The organism is Nostoc sp. CmiVER01 (assembly GCF_034531135.2).
Lineage (GTDB): Bacteria > Cyanobacteriota > Cyanobacteriia > Cyanobacteriales > Nostocaceae > Nostoc.
The window spans coordinates 67,252-84,705 of the sequence record NZ_JAVRBU020000008.1 but is presented as its reverse complement, the minus strand read 5'-3'; the positions used below and the strand labels follow the sequence as shown (position 1 = coordinate 84,705).

Sequence of the window (17,454 nt, the reverse complement as noted above, 5' to 3'; positions counted from 1 at the left end):
AGAGCATCAAAGAGTAAGAGCGAACAACCGTTCGCCCCTACTTTGGAGAGGATATCCGACTACTTAAAGACCAATTTCTACATCTTCAAGAATGCCTAGTGCATCAGGAACAAGAACGGCTGTAGAGTAGTAAGCACTAACTAGGTAAGAAATAACGGCCTTTTCGTTAATACCCATAAAGCGGACAGACAAACTAGGCTGATATTCATCAGGAATGCCAGTTTTATGCAGACCAATGACACCCTGGTTGTTTGCTCCCACACGCATTAACATGATCGAGCTAGTACGCTCTTTTGTAACGGGAATCTTATTGCAAGGATAGATGGGAATACCACGCCAAGAGGGAATTGCACTGTTACCCATAGGAATAGGGTTGGGATAAAGTCCAAGGGCGTTGCATTGCCGACCAAACGCGGCAATGGTGCGGGGATGAGCTAAGAAAAAGCTCGGTTCTTTCCAAACAATGGAGATCAATTCATCAAGATCGTCAGGAGTTGGAGGGCCGCTGCGGGTAAAGATGCGTTGTTTGAGATCGGCATTGTGTAACAGTCCGAAGTCACGATTGTTAACCATTTCGTGTTCTTGGCGTTCCCGTAATGCTTCAATAGTGAGGCGTAATTGTTCCTCAGTCTGATTCATGGGTTCGTTGTAGAGGTCAGCAACCCGCGTATTGATTTGCAAAATGGTTTGAGCGACACTTAACTCATATTCTCGTGGATTGATTTCATAATCTGCAAAAGTCCCAGGTAATACTGCCTCTGCGAGGTGGCCGGAGGTAATATCAATCGAGGCTTCTCCGTATTGGTTTTGGGGTTGGCGCAATTTTGCCCTGAATTGATCCACTTGCGTTTGTAAAGCTTCAGACTGGTTAACCAGGTTTTGAAAAGCTGCTTGAGGCAGGGACAAGATGGTACAACGAGTAATGGCTGTGAGAGTCACATCCCAAGTATCCTGGGCTTCTACTAAAGCGTAGTCGCCAAAATGATCGCCATCGGCTAATACACTCAAAACAACGCGATCGTCATACTTGCCTGCACCAATTTTGTTGACTTTACCATGAGCAATTAGCAATACTCTATCGGCTGGTTGACCTTCTTGGATGATCACATCACCCGCAGCAAATTCTTGTTGTACAAATTGACTAGCTAAGGTGTTTAACACCTCAAAATCTTCAAATCCCCGGAATAAAGGTAACTCAGTGAGTTCTTGCGGAATGACCTGTATCAGGGCCCCTGTATTAGAAAAGCTGACCCGTCCATCTCCAACCCTATATGTTAAGCGGCGGTTGACCTGATAGCTACCCCCCACGGTTTCTACCCAAGGTAGTAGTTTTAAAAGCCACCGTGAGGTAATTCCCTCCATCTGGGGTTGGGTTTTGGTAGTGCCTGCCAATTTCCGCGCCGCTTCGGTCTGCAAAGCCATTGGCAGTTGCTCAATTTGATTTTCTAGGGGAGTGTTTGCTGTATTAGTCATAATGAATCTCCATTGGTAATGTTTGTTGACAAGTTATTTGATTGACCGGAATAGGGACTCAGATTGAGCTAACCTTTCCTTCCTAACAGCGTTCCAATTTTGGTCGCTGAAGTACCTAACCCTGTTGGACTACTCAGTAAGTTCTGCACCACTGGCTGAACATTGGTTTGAGTTGTTTCCTGAGCGACACTTGGTCTAATTTTGGTCGCGCCAGTGCCTAAGCCTATAGGGCCTTGGAGTAACCGCTTTTCTGTCGAGTTATTCCGCAATTCAAATTCCTTATAGCGGTCTACTGCCCTATGCCACTTGAGTACGCCACACATCCACTGTTCCAGTTTCTTGACGTATCCGTACAGTTTCTTACGGGCATTGGTATCCAGGTTGAAATCGTCACACAAGATAGGGAGTTCAGTCGCAACGATATGTTCAAACTGAAGGGCACGAGAGGTCATGAGGTCGTTAACAATGGCGACCGCCTGGGGGATATTGCAGTTAAGGAAATTTTGAACCGCCAGTACACCATTATTAATCTCGCCCTCAAATTCGATTTCTTTCTGATAAGAAAAAATATCGTTTGTCAGACAGGCGAAGTCGGCGGCTGAATTATCGATATTCTGCATGGTTCGGGTGCGGAATATCTCTGGTGGAATCTCATCCCCTTGGGAAAGTCGAGACAGGCTCATGGTTAAATCGGAGCCAAAGGTCTTACGACGCATTTCCACATAGTCTATTGGGTCGGGAATGCGATTTTGGATTTGGTTAGCTAGTTCCCATAACCAACTTTCCGTCATATCCTCGATCGCCCGGCGGAACTGGCGACGAGCATTAGCTGTCATTGGCCCAGCTGTCCGCGCCCAAATATCCGCTAAACCCCTTTCGACTGGGTTTGTTGCTTCAGGAATAGAATCTCCATCAAGAGGCATAAACGCTGATAGCCGAGCATTGAAAACTTTTGCCCCTGCCATGTTGCGGTTATAGCCGTACAGTGCAGGGAAGTAATCATCGGCATAGGTTCCCCAAACCAGCCAACAAGCTGTGATATTCAACTCAGGACTAGATCCATTGGGATGAATATAGGCACCGCATAAAGCTACGTCAGCCACATCGAATTTATGGTCATCCCAGATGTAAATACCTGGCATCCCTGGCAGTACATCCAACATCCCCATTTGACGCGCCCATTCTTTAGAATGCCGCCGAGCCTCGTCTAGATGGGAATTCAAACTAGTGGAGAAGGGCATATAAAACTCCGGCAGGGTTACTGGCCCTACAGGCTGATAAGGAACATGGGTGAAGCTTTTGAACCGTTTTAGTCCCAAACTATCGGATAAAGCTCCCAGACGGGCTGCCGATGTGCCTAATCCAGTGGGGCCGCCTAAAAACCAGCTTGCTGTTGAAGATTTGTCCGATGTCTGGTTCATATAGCGGCTCGATCTCATGTGCCACTCATGACCCCCCGACTGCCAGTCCTGAAGTCCTTTGGCATATAGGACGACTTTCAGACGCTCATCGGGACTCAAACTATATTCCTCGAACAAAGAAGGAAGCTCAGTGACAAAGGTGTTCTCAAACTGTTGCACCCGAGATGTTAGTAAGTCGTTAGTGAGGTTGGCCGCCTCTTGGGTACTTACATCCAGGAATCGTTCTAAAACCAAGATACAGTTAGCATTTTCCCCTTCTTCTTCCACTTCTCTTTGGTAAGAGAAGATGTCATTTCGCAGATGTACCCCATCAGAAAAAGTGTCTTTGAGAACACGCATTGGTCGAGTGGACGCGATCGCAGCCGGAATGTCTGCCCCAACCGCGTGTTCCACTAAGTTAGCTGACCAGGGCGCTCCCCCCACCTTACGGCGCATCTCAATGTACTCAATCGGGTTAGCAACTCGATTTTGGCTGATATTGGCGAGTTCCCACTGAGATTCTTTGAGAAGATTGATCGTACTCTCAGAAAACCGGATTACCCAGTCTTGGGAGGCATTGGGGATGGTGCGATCCCAGAGGTCTACTAGACCCCGTTCTACGGCATTGGTGGGTTCTGGCGGCGTTTCTTGGGGCTGTACAGGCATAAACGCTGGCAGTCCATCGAGGTACTTCTTAGCCCCAGCCATATCTTGGCTACGCTTGTAAAGCTCAAGGAAATGATCGTCGAAGAAAAATACCCAAACATACCAATCAGTTACCAGATTGAGCATGGGTTCATCGGCATCTGGATGGGTATAAGAACACAATAATGCATAGTCATGGGCATCAAACTTGCGCTCATCCCAAATCCCATAGTCTTCTGATCCCTCTACCCCACCCAAAATTCCCATTTCATAAGCCCAGGCTTTAGAATGTACCCGTGCCGCTTCCAGGTTTGGGTTCAGCCGTGCCGGCCAAGGCACATAAAAACTCGGCAACTCAAAAGGTTGCTTGCTAGAAGTCATTGTCCATTTAAACCTATTAGTTTAAGCTCAGTGTCTTGATTGAAGTCGCGTTATAGTGGTTCTAGTTTACGTAAGTTATACATGTAGGGACACGGCACGCCGTGCCTCTACACCTAGCGATATAATGTTGTGCCGTCCCTGAGTAGGAACCGCTATCATTTAACATTCGCTGTTAATCTTGAGTAAGTGAAATTATTTCTAGTAATCGAAAAAATTACAACTTACTCTTGCCAGATATGCACTAAGGATTAAGTTACAGCTTATCAACAGCATTATCAAGAGTTATTATAAAACGTCCTACTTTTCCCACTTTTCCCACTTTTCCATTTAACCAAATCAATACTTTTATAACTAAATATATGTATATTATTTTTTTTAAAAAATACTATTTCTATGAAGTAATTCGGTGGAAAATTTATAGGTATGTAACAAACAGTTAAGTAGAAGAATGAGAGTTAAACCTTGCACGTTGTGTATTGTAGTTTCCTGTTTCTCTTCTAGTTTGGACTCCAGCAATGACGGTATGAAGTTTGCTTCTAAATCTTTCTTTTTTAATGATTATCACTTTCATGCATAGTGAGATTCAATTTCCTGAAAGCCTTATTCGGTTTGAGTCTTGGTGTATTCCACCCTGATTCAGGCTCGTCAATATTTAGATGCGTTTGCCCTGATAATAAGTGCGGGAAAAGCAACAAAAATAGAGCGCCAAAGATATGAAGAAGCAATCTGAGTTCCCTTTCGAGAGGGCGAGGCAAGTCACACTAGAAGAAAGTCAAAAATTCAGAGAAGCAATTGCTGAAGAGTTTGGCATGAAGTTGAGAAAGCGGGGTAGACCACCAAAACATGAAGATGAGAAGTATGAATTAATTTCTCTCAGACTTCACCCAAAAATCTTAGCTTGGGCGAAAGAAGAAGCCCAAAAAAAAGGCATTGGCTATCAAACAGTTATTAATGAGGTACTACTAGAGCGAATTAGCTGATATGCGATCGCCGTCGTAGTTAATAGCGGGAGAGTAGGGATTAGAGGGGCGATCGCTTGCTCACCCGAACCCATTGCGATACCTACGGTGTTCTCGTTGCGATCGCCGTATATGATTAACTTTGGAATTCTATTCCGAAGCGGGGATTGTCATATATGGGTAATGACAAGCCTACTTGCACAGGGGAATAAGATTCAAAGTTTCTGAAAACCTACACTATGGTATTTATTTAAGTTTTTCGTGAGCAGCTAAAATAATTTTTTCGGTTTCTTCCCAACCAATACATTTATCAGTTACAGAAATCCCATATTTTAATTCTTCTTTACCAGTAATTGGTTGACTACCCTCATACAAATGCGATTCCAGCATCATGCCAACTATTGATGTATTACCATCTACTATTTGCTGAATAATATTTTCTAAGACAGCACCTTGTAATTTGTAATCTTTATTGGTATTGCCGTGGCTACAGTCAATAACAATCCTCGGTGGTAAATCTGCTTGTTTTAATTTCTCTTCTACCAGTTTCACATTCGCTGCATCAAAGTTAGGTTGACTACCACCCCTTAAAATTACATGACCGTAGCCATTACCTTTAGTTTGAAAAACGCTAACCTGTCCGTTTTGATTAATTCCGATAAAATTATGGGGATTTCTAGCTGATTGTAAGGCATTCAAAGCTACTTGAATATTACCGTCAGTACCGTTTTTAAAACCCACAGGCATGGAAAGCCCACTTGCCATTTCACGGTGAGTTTGTGATTCGGTCGTGCGTGCCCCAATGGCAGACCAAGTAATTAGTTCACTAATATATTGAGGTATGATTGGATCTAATGCTTCTGTGCCAGCAGGTAATCCTAATTCTGTAATTTTTAATAATAGATCCCGGGCAATTAATAATCCATTTTCTACATGGAAAGAATCATCCATATCTGGATCGTTGATTAACCCTTTCCAGCCTACGGTTGTTCTTGGTTTTTCAAAGTACACTCGCATAATTAATAGCAGCTTATCCTGCACTTGCTCGGCCAATCTTTTCAACCGTTCAGAATATTCGAGTGCTGCTTTTGGGTCGTGGATTGAGCATGGGCCAACAACTATAAACTTCCTGCGATCCTGAAAATCTAGAATCTGTTCTATTTCTTGCCTATATGCTAAAACTCTTTGCTCGGCTAATTGTGTTAAAGGTAATTTTGATTTGATTTCATTAGGAGTTAATAAAATGCGATCGTTCTCAATGTTAACGTTGTCGATAATATTAAATAATTCGTTGTGCATGGGGATGCTCTCGCAATTTTATATACGCACTTCAAATAAAAAGTGTAACACAAACCCATGAAATTTTAATATAGCTGATTTTTTGCTTGACAAATTTATCACTAAATTGTAAGTAGATAAGGTAATAACTGAAAAAGGGGAAATATTTTCCCCCTTTTTTACTATTGGACTACTTACTCAGTAGTATTGTATGTGTATATAATTACTGCCATACAAACACTTTGGCTTCGTATGGCCCCAAGTCAGTTATGATGCCATCGTCACCAGCTTCGACATCATAATTGCCTGTCCACTCATGCCATGTACCAGGGCTAGGAAAGTTAGGAACATGATACTCAGCTAGGAAGTTTTCAGAGAAATTTGCAATTACGACTACACGAGAACCTTCATCATTCCAACGAGTATAAGCTAATACTTTTGCCTCTGGATTTTCGTGGATAAAATCAATATTTTCTGTGTAAAGAGCTTGATTGCTTTTACGCAAGTTTGTTAAGCCTTTGTATGATTCAAATAAACTACGATTTAAATCATTACCTAACAACGTCCAATCGATTTTCGCTGATTCGGGTTGTTTAGGTTTATACTCGCCAAATTCTTCTCCCATCCAAATTAAAGGTACGCCAACAGCAGTCATTAGGATGGCTACTCCCAATTTAACCCGCCTAAATGCTTCTTCGTCAAAAATCTCACGGTTTCCTAATTCAACCATGACATGGTTATGGTCGTGGTTGGTGAGGTAATTTACTACATTGGTAGCACCCAAGAAGCCTTGACGCTTGCAGTCAATAACATCTTTGAGACGCTCTAAATCAAATGTATCACCGCAGATATGTTCTAGAATGCAGTGATAAAAACTGTCATGCCAGCAACCATCCATTGGCCCATCTACATTGGTAATGCTGGTAGTTTCAGGAATGTGTTCGGCAACGTTATAAAAAGGCTTCATGCTAGCAGTTTTTTTAGCTTCCTGAACAATCCAGTGCATAAAATCGTAGTTAGCAATTTGCCGCGCAGCATCATAGCGAATCCCATCAAGATGATATTCTGATATCCAAAAACGGATTGTTTCACCAATAAACTTCCGCGCTGGATAAACATCTAATTTATCGTCATAATGTTCATAATTAAACTCAGGGCCCCAGTTATTATCAGGGTCACGAGGTTCATGATGATACCAATAATCGTGGTCAATTTGTGTTAACGGGGCAGATGCTTCTGAGTGGTTATAAATTCCGTCAATAATTACACGAATACCTCTACCATGACACTCATCAATCAAATTTTTTAACTCAGCAGTAGAACCATAACTAGATTCTGTTGCAAAGAAATGGCGGGGGTTATAACCCCAACTATAATCACCAGGATATTCTTTTAGTGGCATCAACTCAATAGCGTTGATTCCTAATTCGCATAAATAATCTAACTTTTCAATGACGTGTTTGTACTTACCTCGTGCATAAGGGTCATCCTCACCACCAGAAAAGTCACCAACATGCAATTCATAAATTACTAATTCGTGGTCAGCAGGTAAAGGTTTATCATCATGTTGCCAAATATAGGTATCGGTAATCCTTTCGCCATTTTTGACCCGGATAACACCATCATCTTTTCCACTCTGTTCATCTATATCAGTTACTTGAGGATCTGTAACATCAACCCATTGTTCTGGTTCAAAAAACCATGAATTTGACTGGACACGGAATTTATATTTATAAACGCCGTCTTCTAGTTCAACACTTGTACGAAAATAACCATCATCACCTCTCTCCATTGGAATTTCCTGCCAATCAGAAAAAGAACCAATTAATGCAGCTCCTTTGTTATAAGGTGCAAATAAACTAAATTCAATTGGCTTTGTCATAGAAATGTTTGTAATATCAATGGTTGATAAAAGTATTCTCGAATACTTAATTAAATTTACAAATCGCTCTAGAGAAATAATTATGTAAATAGTGCTTCTGTCTTGAGGATGAATTTATAAATATTTTATAAAAATAGTCACTTGTTGTCTATTTTCAACTGTTTTTAGAATTTGTTTTTTAAATAATATCCAGATTATATTTAGTACACTTGCTATTTAGAATATTTTATTTTAAAAACTTTTATTAAGTTGTTAATTAGCAGATATTAAGTAAAACAAAAATGGTTATTGCTAAATATCTGCTGTATAAGATTACTCAATTTTATCGTTAGTTTGTTGTAGATAACTTAATAACCAACCTGCTGCTGTCGCCCTGCGAGTTTGCCGAGGCCCAAATTGCCCAATTTTGTAACCTTTGAAACCTAGTTTTTCTTTGAGCAGTTGTTTATTTTCAACAGGAATTGAACGAGTCAACTTGACTGTTGCAGGGCGAGATTCAATAAAATTTGGTGGTTGGGGGTAATCATCTAGCCATTCTGGTGCAACTAGGCTAGTGTCCCATTGTGCAGTTGAGGAATCATAGCGATAGCCTAAATAATGCCATAGCAACTCGTTGACTGTGGCATCATCAAGTTTTTCATCAATAATTGCCCAAATTGTTTCTGTGTTGAGTGGTGGCAAGTTAGACATAAGCAATTTAAAATTTCAAGTTGAAAAACTGACTACTGATTAATTAAATTCACTGTATACACAAACTAGGTAGACTGGAAATCGTAAAGATTATACCAGTCTATGCAGAATTCCACAGCACTGCCAAAGATCATCCGCGCCCATGTATTCATTTCTGGTCGAGTCCAAGGAGTTGGTTATCGGTATTCCACTGTAGATACAGCTAGGCAGTTGGGATTAACCGGCTGGGTGCGAAATCTCCCCGATAATCGAGTAGAGGCAGTCTTTGAAGGGGCGCGAGATGTTGTAGATAACATGGTTCGTTGGTGTCACTCTGGGCCACCTGCTGCTGTAGTTCAAGATGTTGTGGTTGAGTATGAAGAACCGGAAGGGTTGCGGGGATTTGAAGTTAAGCGGGTTGATTAATCATAGGTCATTTGCCTATGGCAACTCCTTCAAGTGTACGCGCAAAATTCCTTGAATTACTTGTTGTACAGCTTCTTTACTCAAACTACCATCTACCCGCACAATTCTTGAGGGATAGGATGCTGCTAACTCTGCGTATCCTTGCTGAACGCGCCGATGAAAAGCGATTGTTTCTTGTTCAATACGGTCTAAACCTATTCCATCTCCTCGTTTACGAGCTAGTCCTACTTCGGCATCGACATCTAGCCAAATAGTTAAATGACTCTCTAAACCAGTAGTGGCAATATGATTAAGCTGATTGATTAAACTCATGTTAAGACCGCGACCATATCCTTGGTAGGCAATGGTAGAGTCAGTGTAGCGATCGCATAAAATATATTTCCCTGCTGTAAGATTTGGTTTGAGTTCTTGTTCTACGTGTTGCGATCGGTCAGCAGCATACAACAAAAGTTCTGTCACTTGTGCAACTGGTTTATCCTCTGACTTTTCTAGTAGCAAGCGGCGAAGATGTAAGCCTAACTCTGTTCCACCTGGTTCACGAGTAACAACCACAGAAATACCCAGACTTTCCAACCACTCAGAACAAAGTTGCATTTGGCTGGTTTTACCACAGCCTTCCACCCCTTCAAATACAATTAATTTGCCACTCATGCTTTTTAAAGTTCGCTGCAATAAACTTGTTCGCTGACGTTTGATCAAGAATAGCGTGGACTGTTACGGGCAGGCGAGACGCCATTAGTGTCAAGTTAAAATGAAATCACTAGGGTCAACTAGTATAGCTGAAGACACAACGACTGCGCCCTTCGGCTACGCTCAGGACAAGCTCAGTGCATCGCTGGGGACTGAGTGAAAAGTCTTTTTGTGTTTAGATTTTATCCGACTCAAATTAAAATTGAACAAAAATAATAAACGACACCCCGAATTCAATAAACGGCCGCCCGAATTCAATAAACGGCTGCCCGAATTCAATAAACGACACCCCGAATTCAATAAACGGCCGCCCGAATTCAATAAACGACACCCCGAATTCAATAAACGACATCCCGAATTCAATAAACGGCTGCCCGAATTCGATGAACATACTTTTGACATTTGGGCTTTTGCCTTAACTTGACACCAATGGCGAGACGCCCACCCCACAATCAGTAGTTGTAGGACGAATGGCACTGTACAAATGCATCGTGATTTCTCATTTCTTGGACTTTGGAAAAAATTATGCTATCTATATAGCGTTGATGAAACAGAATCATGTTAAAAGTTTTTGCTGACAGAGGTGGTACATTCACAGATATTGTTGCTGTCACTAATAATCAAGCAATTATAGACAGACTCTCAAGACATCCTGAAGGTTTTTTAGTTGTGACTTTGCCTAATCAGCAATGGATTATAGTTTATAAACTACTTTCAGAAAACCCCGAACAATACCAAGATGCAGCTATCCAAGGTATACGGGATATCATGGGTATTTCCAGCAACGAACCCATTCCTAGTGAAGCGATAGAAGTAGTAAAAATGGGGACAACGGTAGCAACAAACGCGCTGTTAGAAAGGAAAGGAGACAGGGTTGTTCTTCTGATCACCAAAGGCTTTAAAGATGCGCTGCAAATTGGCTACCAAAACCGTCCTAACATCTTTGCTCGTCATATCGTCTTACCAACCATGCTTTATGAGCAGGTCATTGAGATTAATGAACGTTATGATGCTTATGGAAATGAATTAATACCGATAAATATTGAACAAGCAAAAAATGACTTACAAGTAGTTTACAACACAGGAGTTCGGAGTTGTGCAATTGTTTTTATGCACAGCGATCGCTATCCTGAACACGAACAACAAATCGCCAAAATCGCCCAAGAAATCGGCTTTACACAAATATCTGTATCTCACCAAGTTAGTCCGTTAATAAAATTAGTCAGCCGAGGAGATACAACAGTAGTCGATGCTTATTTAACTCCAATTTTACGCCGCTATGTCAACCAAGTAGCGAGTCAGTTACCTGGAGTCAAATTAATGTTTATGAAATCTGACGGCGGTTTAGTCGCAGCCGAGCAATTTCAAGGCAAAGATAGTATTTTAAGTGGCCCGGCTGGTGGAATTGTCGGTGCAGTTCAAAGTAGTAAAAGAGCAGGTTTTGAGTTAGTTATTACCTTTGATATGGGAGGGACAAGTACAGATGTTGCCCACTTTAAAGGAGAGTATGAACGACAATTAGATTCAGAAATTGCTGGGGCGCGGATGCGAGTTCCCGTTTTAGCAATTAATACCATTGCGGCTGGAGGCGGTTCAATTCTCTCTTTTGATGGTTCTAGTTATCGTGTTGGCCCTAAATCTGCTGGTTCAAATCCTGGCCCTGCTTGTTACCGACGCGGGGGGCCATTAACGGTTACTGATGCTAATGTGATGTTAGGCAAAATCCACCCACAATATTTTCCCTCGGTTTTTGGAATTGATGGGAATTTACCTTTAGATAAAGATACTGTCATTCAGCAATTTACCCAATTAGCCCAAGATATTCAAGGCGCTACATTAAATCATTCTACTCCTGAACAAGTAGCGGCTGGATTTATTGCGATCGCAGTGGAAAATATGGCAAATGCAATTAAAAAAATCAGTCTACAACGGGGTTATGATGTCAGCCAATACGTGCTTTGTTGTTTTGGCGGTGCAGGCGGGCAAGTTGCTTGTTTAATTGCCGATACCTTGGGAATGAAAAAGATATTTCTACATCCTTATGCTGGTGTTCTTTCTGCTTATGGAATGGGATTAGCTGATGTCCGGGCAATTAGAGAAGGAGGAGTAGAACAGCCTTTAACCCAAGCATTAATTCCTAAATTACACCAGTTAATGGAATATTTGGAAACTCAAGCTATAAGTGAAATCGATGAAGCTAATGCTCAAACAGAAATAGTTCAGAAAATCAACTTAAAATATGAAGGAACTAATTCTACTTTAACCGTTAACTTTGCCGATGATGTGGTATCAATGCGGCAAGAATTTGAGGATGAACATAAATCCCGTTATGGTTTTATTCAATTAGATAAAACTTTAATTGTTGAATCAGTCTCAGTAGAAGTAATTCAGAAAATGGAGACTCCCGAAGAACCCTTGATTACTCGTACACTTTCTATAGCTGGAACTACTGAAGCCGTTGAGATAGTAAGGATGTTTACTGCTGATAGATGGTATAATACTCCTGTCTACCTACGGGAAGATTTACAACCAGAAGATAGTATTAATGGGCCTGCGATCGTTGTTGAAAAAATTAGCACAATTGTAGTAGAACCTAATTGGCAAGCAAGATTAACTGAACGTAATCATTTAATTTTACAGCGTCTATAAACTGCTTATACAAGTATTTGTGGTGTCCAGGTTAAAAAACAGCGATTACCTTTCTGCTCCGTAACTTTTGCACCTAGCCTATCATAAAAACTAAGTCCGCGACTGTTGCGAACATCAGCATTCCAAGCAAGATGGGTACAGTCATTGTTCTTTGCTACTTGAGCTAAATAACTCATTAACGCGGCTCCTGCTCCCTGACTTCTCATATCTTCGTCCACATACAAATCATCAAGCCAGATACTCGGTTGCCCTACAAAAGATGAGTATCTGAATCCATATAAAGCAAACCCAACCACACACTCTGAGGTTTCTGCAAATAAAACATAAGAGAAAGGTACTGTTCCAAAAATTGTTTTACGTATTTTCTCCTCAGTAACTTGAAGTACACCAGAATAAACACCAATTTTTTTATCAAATTCAGACTTTTTTTGGATAAAGGAAAAAATTAGTAATATATCATCAGGTGTAGCCAACCGAATCTTCATTGAACTACTTTTAATCACTTTAATAGATAATTTTAGCAAAGAATAGGAATCAAACATGTATACAACATCTCAACCCGATCCCGTTCACTTAGAAATATTCAAAAATTTCTATCAATTTATTGCAGAGCAAATGGGAATTGTTCTCCAAAATACGGCAGCATCTGTAAATATCAAAGAAAGGCTAGATTTCTCCTGCGCTATTTTTGACTCATCTGGATTATTAGTTGCTAATGCTCCTCACATTCCTGTACATTTAGGCTCAATGAGTGAAAGTGTCCGTAGTTTAATTAACGAAAAAAGTGACACCATAAAACCAGGAAATGTCTATCTATCTAATAATCCTTATAATGGCGGAACCCACCTTCCCGACGTAACTGCAATTACCCCTGTTTTTCTAAAGAGTCGTGAAAATACTCCATTCCCCACTCCCCTCTTTTTTGTTGCTTCTCGTGGACACCAAGCAGATATCGGTGGAATTACGCCCGGTTCAATGCCTCCGCAGAGTACCACAGTAGAAGAGGAAGGAATTATTTTTGATAATTTTCTCTTGGTTGAAGAAGGTAATTTTCAAGAAACCGCAGTAAGACAGCACCTCTCAAATCATACTTATCCTGCTCGTAATTCTGACCAAAATATCACTGATTTTAAAGCACAAATTGCCGCAAATGAGCGGGGAGTACAAGAACTTCGTAAAATGGTTTACCAATACGGGGTTGATACTGTTCAATCTTACATGAAGTTTGTGCAAGCTAATGCTGAAGAGTCGGTGAGAAAGGCTATCAATCTTCTCAAGGATGGCTCATTTGTTTATGAAATGGATAATGGGGCACAAATTCAAGTTAAAGTGACGATTTACCCAGAAACTCGTAGTGCTACTATTGATTTTACTGGAACTTCTCGGCAACTAAATAGTAATTTTAATGCTCCCAAAGCTGTAACTCAAGCCGCAGTTTTATATGTCTTTCGGACTTTGGTTGATGATAATATTCCACTTAATGCCGGGTGTCTTAACCCTCTAGAAATTATCATTCCGGTTGGCTGTATGCTGAATCCAACTTATCCAGCAGCAGTGGTAGCGGGTAATGTCGAAACTTCTCAAACCATTGTTGATGCTTTATATGGCGCTTTAGGTATCATGGCTGCTTCTCAAGGAACGATGAATAATTTTACTTTTGGTAATGAGCAATATCAATATTATGAAACTATCTGCGGCGGCTCTGGGGCAGGAATTGATTTTGATGGAACTGATGGTGTTCATTCTCACATGACTAACTCCCGTTTGACCGATCCAGAAGTTTTAGAAACCCTTTATCCTGTACTTTTAGAAAGCTTTAGTCTTCGTCCCAATAGCGGTGGTAAAGGGCAATATTCTGGTGGTAATGGAGTTGTCCGCCGCATCCGTTTTTTAGAACCCATGACAGCTAATATTCTTTCTGGACATCGGGTTGTCCCTCCCTTTGGATTAAATGGCGGAGAAGCTGGGATTATCGGACGCAACTGGGTACAACGTGAAAATGGAATTGAAGAGAATTTAGACAGCACAGCAACAGTAGAGATGAAACCTGGGGATGTTTTTGTGATAGAAACTCCTGGCGGCGGCGGATTTGGTGAAGTCTCCTAGTACCAGTATTTTCCTGAATTGAAAGTTTCTAAATGTCATCGCCTGTTCTGAACTGTCCATTTATCACATTTATTGGCAAAATATTTTATTTGTAATAACACTTATCAATCCAAACTCGCATTTCTTCTTCAGAACCAAAACAGGCAGAACGTCCTGTCATTGGATCGTAGGCACGCCAATAAGAAATTTGACCACGCCAGTCTGATTCTTGCCATACTTGGAGGTCAGAAGCACTAGCCATCCAGATGGTAAAATGCTGCCAATATTTTCGTAAATTTGACAGTAAATTAAACTTATTCATAGTGAAAGCACCTAATAAATAGTGAACTATTACTTTTACTTTCACCTAAGAATTTTCAACTGAGAAGGTACAGTTTTGGTAGATTTGATCTAGTACAGTTAAGCGCCATCCCAACTGGTATAGTAAAAAATCTCTCAACTGTACTAGGTAAACTTGGCAAAAATAGTTTATATTGCCAGTATTGATGACTTTTTAGTCATTGACGAGTGCGCCAAAATGAAAATTTTGTTAGAACGACAGTCACACAAACCGATTTATTTACAGATCCGCGATCGCATTAGTCATCTGATTAAATCTGGCGCACTCAAAAGTGGCGATCGCCTTCCTTCTATCCGTTCTCTTGCAGAAAGTTTACAAGTTAACAAACTCACAATTATTGAAGCATATAACGTTTTAGAAGCAGATGGTATTGTTTCTGCTCGTCAAGGTTCAGGATATTTTGTCAGCAGCGTTTCTCTTAAAAGCACTAACCTAGAATCTAAATTTGCTCCAGCCCAAAATGTCATAATTACAAAACCAGGAAAGTGTTCTTTTTATGAAATGTATACTCCATTAGTGCAAGCACAAACGCAGCCAGGAATAATTAATTTTGGCTACGGTTATCCTCGTCCACCAAAAGATATTAACCTCATTGCCAGACGAGCATTAAAGCAAGATGATACTGATATTTTCTTTCCTCATGAGATGCCTCAAGGACAACTAACTCTGTGCAGACAAATTGCCCAGATGCTAGTGCAGCAAGGATTAGAGGTTTTTCCAGAGGATTTAATTATTACTAATGGCTCTCAGCAAGGGTTGTCATTAGCGATGAATTATTATGTACAACCTGGTGATTGGGTGATTGTCGAAGCTCCTACCTATTATGGTGCAATCTCAATCTTAGAAAACTTAGGAGCTAAGATTATTGGCATTCCCATGACTGCGGAAGGAATGAATTTAGATTTATTAGAGCAATATCTACATAGCCACCGCCCGAAATTAATTTATACAATTAGTACCTTTCACAATCCAACTGGATTGACGACAACACAAGCTCATCGTCAGCAATTATTAGCATTAGCCGAAAAATATGAGTGTCCCATTTTGGAAGATAATGCTTATGAAGGCATAAATTTTGATGCAGTACCAGCACCAATTAAGGCTTTAGATAAAAATAATTTGGTGACTTACTTAAGCACCTTTTCTAAAACTTTAATGCCTGGTTTACGAGTGGGCTATATGGTAGTTACAGGTAAGCATTATCAAGCAATTATTGAGCGGAAGTTGCTCCATGATTTGCACACATCCAGTATTTCGCAAACAATAGTTAGCGAATATCTCGCTTCAGGACATTACCGCCGTCACCTCAGCCGACTTCGCACAGATAATCTGCAAAGTCGTAATACCATGCTGCAAGCTTTAGAGCGTTATTTTCCCGAAGAAATCCGGTGGACAGTTCCCACGGGGGGATTATTTCTCTGGGTACAGTTACCAGATGATTTTCCGATTGGGACAATTCGTAAGGAAGCCTTTGCCCAAAATGTCTACCTGGCGTGCGGTTCGGCATTTTTTCCTGATAAGCAGGGTTATCCAGCGATGCGTCTGACTTTCTGTCTCCCACCAGAGGAGATTGAGCAAGGTATTTCGATTGTGGGTAAGTTGCTGAAAAAGTATATTGCCAAAGGATGTGTAGATACAGAGCGGCTTGTCGTTAAACATCGCATATCTAATTATCAACCGCTTGTTCAGAGTTTGTAGGTTAGGACAGATGTGCTAATCTACTTTGCGCTGAAGGTGATTTACACAATGCACCACATCTTAGCAATCATAAATCACCGTTCTACATTTATTTTTGTAGCAGTAAATGCGATGCGTCAAGGTTTTTTCTCTATAGTTTTACCTCTGAGACTTATCACTCAAGCTTTTATCTCGAAAGTTCAAGCTCAGAACTCGGAAAGCCGAGCTTTTATCTCGGAAGTTCATGCTCAGAACTCAAAAAGTCTAGCTTTGCAGGAGCGTCATTACGAATTATTTAATCTTGCTCCCACTCTCGCTTGATTTTCTCTAAATCCTTCACTGCACCCAATTGCTGAAATATTTGATGTGCTGTGTTGTAATGCTGTTGGGCAAGTTCTGTATTGCTGCGCTTACGCTCTAGCCGTGCTAAATCGTAGTTAACCTCTGCCACTAGGTCAGTTATCCCTAATTCTTGCGCCATTACCAAAGCTTGTTTAGAAAACTGTTCTGCTGCTTCGAGATTACCGCGATCGCATTCATTTTCTCCTAAACAACTATAAGAATAAGCCATACCAGAGCGATCGCCTAATTCTCTCTGCAATTCCAAAGCTTGCTGATACAGGGTTTCGGCAGCATCCCACCTGCCGCGATTGCGCTTTATTTCTCCCAACAATCCCCAACTAGTAGCCATACCAGAGCGATCGCCTAATTCTGTCTCAACTTCTAAACATTGCCGATACAGGGTTTCGGCTGCATCCCAGTTGCCGCGATCGCGCTCTATATCTCCCCACTGTCCCCAAATAGAAGCCATTCCAGAGCGATCGCCTAATTCTGTTCTCAGTGTCAAAGATTGTCGATAGAGGGTTTCGGCTGCATCCC

General features: G+C 41.1%; 16 protein-coding genes. 6 read left to right on the top strand and 10 right to left on the bottom strand.

The window, feature by feature from the left end; genetic code table 11:
- Positions 1-63: 63 nt before the first annotated feature.
- Both RMZ43_RS14920 and RMZ43_RS14915 read right to left on the bottom strand, forming a co-directional pair.
- Positions 64-1,473, bottom strand: a complete 1,410-nt coding sequence (locus tag RMZ43_RS14920; RefSeq protein WP_322651537.1) for a family 2B encapsulin nanocompartment shell protein — start codon at positions 1,471-1,473, stop codon at positions 64-66.
- A gap of 68 nt (positions 1,474-1,541) precedes the next feature.
- A complete protein-coding gene (locus RMZ43_RS14915) occupies positions 1,542-3,899 on the bottom strand; it encodes a family 2 encapsulin nanocompartment cargo protein terpene cyclase (RefSeq protein WP_322653398.1) in 2,358 nt (785 codons plus the stop codon).
- Between the two features lie 713 nt (positions 3,900-4,612).
- On the opposite strand from RMZ43_RS14915, the gene RMZ43_RS14910 reads away from it, so the two are divergent.
- A complete protein-coding gene (locus RMZ43_RS14910; RefSeq protein WP_322651535.1) occupies positions 4,613-4,879 on the top strand; it encodes a BrnA antitoxin family protein in 267 nt (88 codons plus the stop codon).
- A 225-nt stretch (positions 4,880-5,104) separates the two neighbouring features.
- Here the strand turns inward: RMZ43_RS14910 and RMZ43_RS14905 are convergent, their stop codons facing one another.
- The 3 genes from RMZ43_RS14905 to RMZ43_RS14895 all read right to left on the bottom strand — a co-directional run bounded on the left by RMZ43_RS14905 (position 5,105) and on the right by RMZ43_RS14895 (position 8,708).
- The gene (locus RMZ43_RS14905) at positions 5,105-6,157 is read right to left on the bottom strand and encodes a 3-deoxy-7-phosphoheptulonate synthase (protein ID WP_322651534.1); all 1,053 of its coding nucleotides are present in this window, start codon (positions 6,155-6,157) and stop codon (positions 5,105-5,107) included.
- A gap of 202 nt (positions 6,158-6,359) precedes the next feature.
- Positions 6,360-8,018: an alpha-amylase family glycosyl hydrolase gene (locus RMZ43_RS14900; protein WP_322651533.1), complete on the bottom strand. Its 1,659-nt coding sequence runs from the start codon at positions 8,016-8,018 to the stop codon at positions 6,360-6,362.
- A gap of 312 nt (positions 8,019-8,330) precedes the next feature.
- The gene (locus RMZ43_RS14895; RefSeq protein WP_322653397.1) at positions 8,331-8,708 is read right to left on the bottom strand and encodes a DUF1823 family protein; all 378 of its coding nucleotides are present in this window, start codon (positions 8,706-8,708) and stop codon (positions 8,331-8,333) included.
- 102 nt (positions 8,709-8,810) lie between these two features.
- On the opposite strand from RMZ43_RS14895, the gene RMZ43_RS14890 reads away from it, so the two are divergent.
- Complete coding sequence (locus RMZ43_RS14890) at positions 8,811-9,113, top strand: acylphosphatase (protein WP_322651531.1); 303 nt, start codon at positions 8,811-8,813, stop codon at positions 9,111-9,113.
- 15 nt (positions 9,114-9,128) lie between these two features.
- On the opposite strand, the gene tmk is transcribed toward RMZ43_RS14890, so the two are convergent.
- Entirely contained in the window at positions 9,129-9,764 is a 636-nt protein-coding gene (gene tmk, locus RMZ43_RS14885; RefSeq protein WP_322653396.1) for a dTMP kinase, read from the bottom strand.
- 235 nt (positions 9,765-9,999) lie between these two features.
- A complete protein-coding gene (locus tag RMZ43_RS14880) occupies positions 10,000-10,194 on the bottom strand; it encodes a hypothetical protein (protein WP_322651529.1) in 195 nt (64 codons plus the stop codon).
- Positions 10,195-10,361: 167 nt separating this feature from the next.
- Here RMZ43_RS14880 and RMZ43_RS14875 point away from each other — a divergent pair, with 167 nt between their 5' ends.
- A complete protein-coding gene (locus RMZ43_RS14875; protein ID WP_322653395.1) occupies positions 10,362-12,452 on the top strand; it encodes a hydantoinase/oxoprolinase family protein in 2,091 nt (696 codons plus the stop codon).
- Positions 12,453-12,457: 5 nt separating this feature from the next.
- On the opposite strand, the gene RMZ43_RS14870 is transcribed toward RMZ43_RS14875, so the two are convergent.
- Positions 12,458-12,925 (bottom strand): N-acetyltransferase family protein, encoded by a 468-nt coding sequence (locus RMZ43_RS14870; RefSeq protein WP_428850735.1) that lies wholly within the window; start codon positions 12,923-12,925, stop codon positions 12,458-12,460.
- A 67-nt stretch (positions 12,926-12,992) separates the two neighbouring features.
- On the opposite strand from RMZ43_RS14870, the gene RMZ43_RS14865 reads away from it, so the two are divergent.
- Positions 12,993-14,558 (top strand): hydantoinase B/oxoprolinase family protein, encoded by a 1,566-nt coding sequence (locus tag RMZ43_RS14865; protein WP_322653393.1) that lies wholly within the window; start codon positions 12,993-12,995, stop codon positions 14,556-14,558.
- A gap of 85 nt (positions 14,559-14,643) precedes the next feature.
- Here RMZ43_RS14865 and RMZ43_RS14860 read toward each other — a convergent pair whose 3' ends face one another.
- Positions 14,644-14,859 (bottom strand): hypothetical protein, encoded by a 216-nt coding sequence (locus RMZ43_RS14860; protein ID WP_109012634.1) that lies wholly within the window; start codon positions 14,857-14,859, stop codon positions 14,644-14,646.
- A gap of 216 nt (positions 14,860-15,075) precedes the next feature.
- Between RMZ43_RS14860 and RMZ43_RS14855 the strand changes: the two genes are divergently transcribed.
- Both RMZ43_RS14855 and RMZ43_RS14850 read left to right on the top strand, forming a co-directional pair.
- The gene (locus tag RMZ43_RS14855) at positions 15,076-16,596 is read left to right on the top strand and encodes a PLP-dependent aminotransferase family protein (RefSeq protein ID WP_322653514.1); all 1,521 of its coding nucleotides are present in this window, start codon (positions 15,076-15,078) and stop codon (positions 16,594-16,596) included.
- 12 nt (positions 16,597-16,608) lie between these two features.
- Positions 16,609-16,896, top strand: coding sequence for a hypothetical protein (locus RMZ43_RS14850; protein WP_322653392.1), 288 nt, complete (start codon positions 16,609-16,611; stop codon positions 16,894-16,896).
- On the opposite strand, the gene RMZ43_RS14845 is transcribed toward RMZ43_RS14850, so the two are convergent.
- The coding region (locus RMZ43_RS14845) for a tetratricopeptide repeat protein (protein ID WP_428850734.1) at positions 16,871-17,454 on the bottom strand (584 nt) is incomplete at its 5' end. The genes RMZ43_RS14850 and RMZ43_RS14845 overlap by 26 nt on opposite strands.

Excerpts from the sequence above, each read along its gene's own strand:
- RMZ43_RS14920 (WP_322651537.1), bottom strand. The coding sequence starts at position 1,473 with ATGACTAATACAGCAAACACTCCCCTAGAAAATCAAATTGAGCAACTG.
- RMZ43_RS14915 (WP_322653398.1), bottom strand. The coding sequence starts at position 3,899 with ATGACTTCTAGCAAGCAACCTTTTGAGTTGCCGAGTTTTTATGTGCCT.
- RMZ43_RS14910 (WP_322651535.1), top strand. The coding sequence starts at position 4,613 with ATGAAGAAGCAATCTGAGTTCCCTTTCGAGAGGGCGAGGCAAGTCACA.
- RMZ43_RS14905 (WP_322651534.1), bottom strand. The coding sequence starts at position 6,157 with ATGCACAACGAATTATTTAATATTATCGACAACGTTAACATTGAGAAC.
- RMZ43_RS14900 (WP_322651533.1), bottom strand. The coding sequence starts at position 8,018 with ATGACAAAGCCAATTGAATTTAGTTTATTTGCACCTTATAACAAAGGA.
- RMZ43_RS14895 (WP_322653397.1), bottom strand. The coding sequence starts at position 8,708 with ATGTCTAACTTGCCACCACTCAACACAGAAACAATTTGGGCAATTATT.
- RMZ43_RS14890 (WP_322651531.1), top strand. The coding sequence starts at position 8,811 with ATGCAGAATTCCACAGCACTGCCAAAGATCATCCGCGCCCATGTATTC.
- tmk (WP_322653396.1), bottom strand. The coding sequence starts at position 9,764 with ATGAGTGGCAAATTAATTGTATTTGAAGGGGTGGAAGGCTGTGGTAAA.
- RMZ43_RS14880 (WP_322651529.1), bottom strand. The coding sequence starts at position 10,194 with ATGTTCATCGAATTCGGGCAGCCGTTTATTGAATTCGGGATGTCGTTT.
- RMZ43_RS14875 (WP_322653395.1), top strand. The coding sequence starts at position 10,362 with ATGTTAAAAGTTTTTGCTGACAGAGGTGGTACATTCACAGATATTGTT.
- RMZ43_RS14865 (WP_322653393.1), top strand. The coding sequence starts at position 12,993 with ATGTATACAACATCTCAACCCGATCCCGTTCACTTAGAAATATTCAAA.
- RMZ43_RS14860 (WP_109012634.1), bottom strand. The coding sequence starts at position 14,859 with ATGAATAAGTTTAATTTACTGTCAAATTTACGAAAATATTGGCAGCAT.
- RMZ43_RS14855 (WP_322653514.1), top strand. The coding sequence starts at position 15,076 with ATGAAAATTTTGTTAGAACGACAGTCACACAAACCGATTTATTTACAG.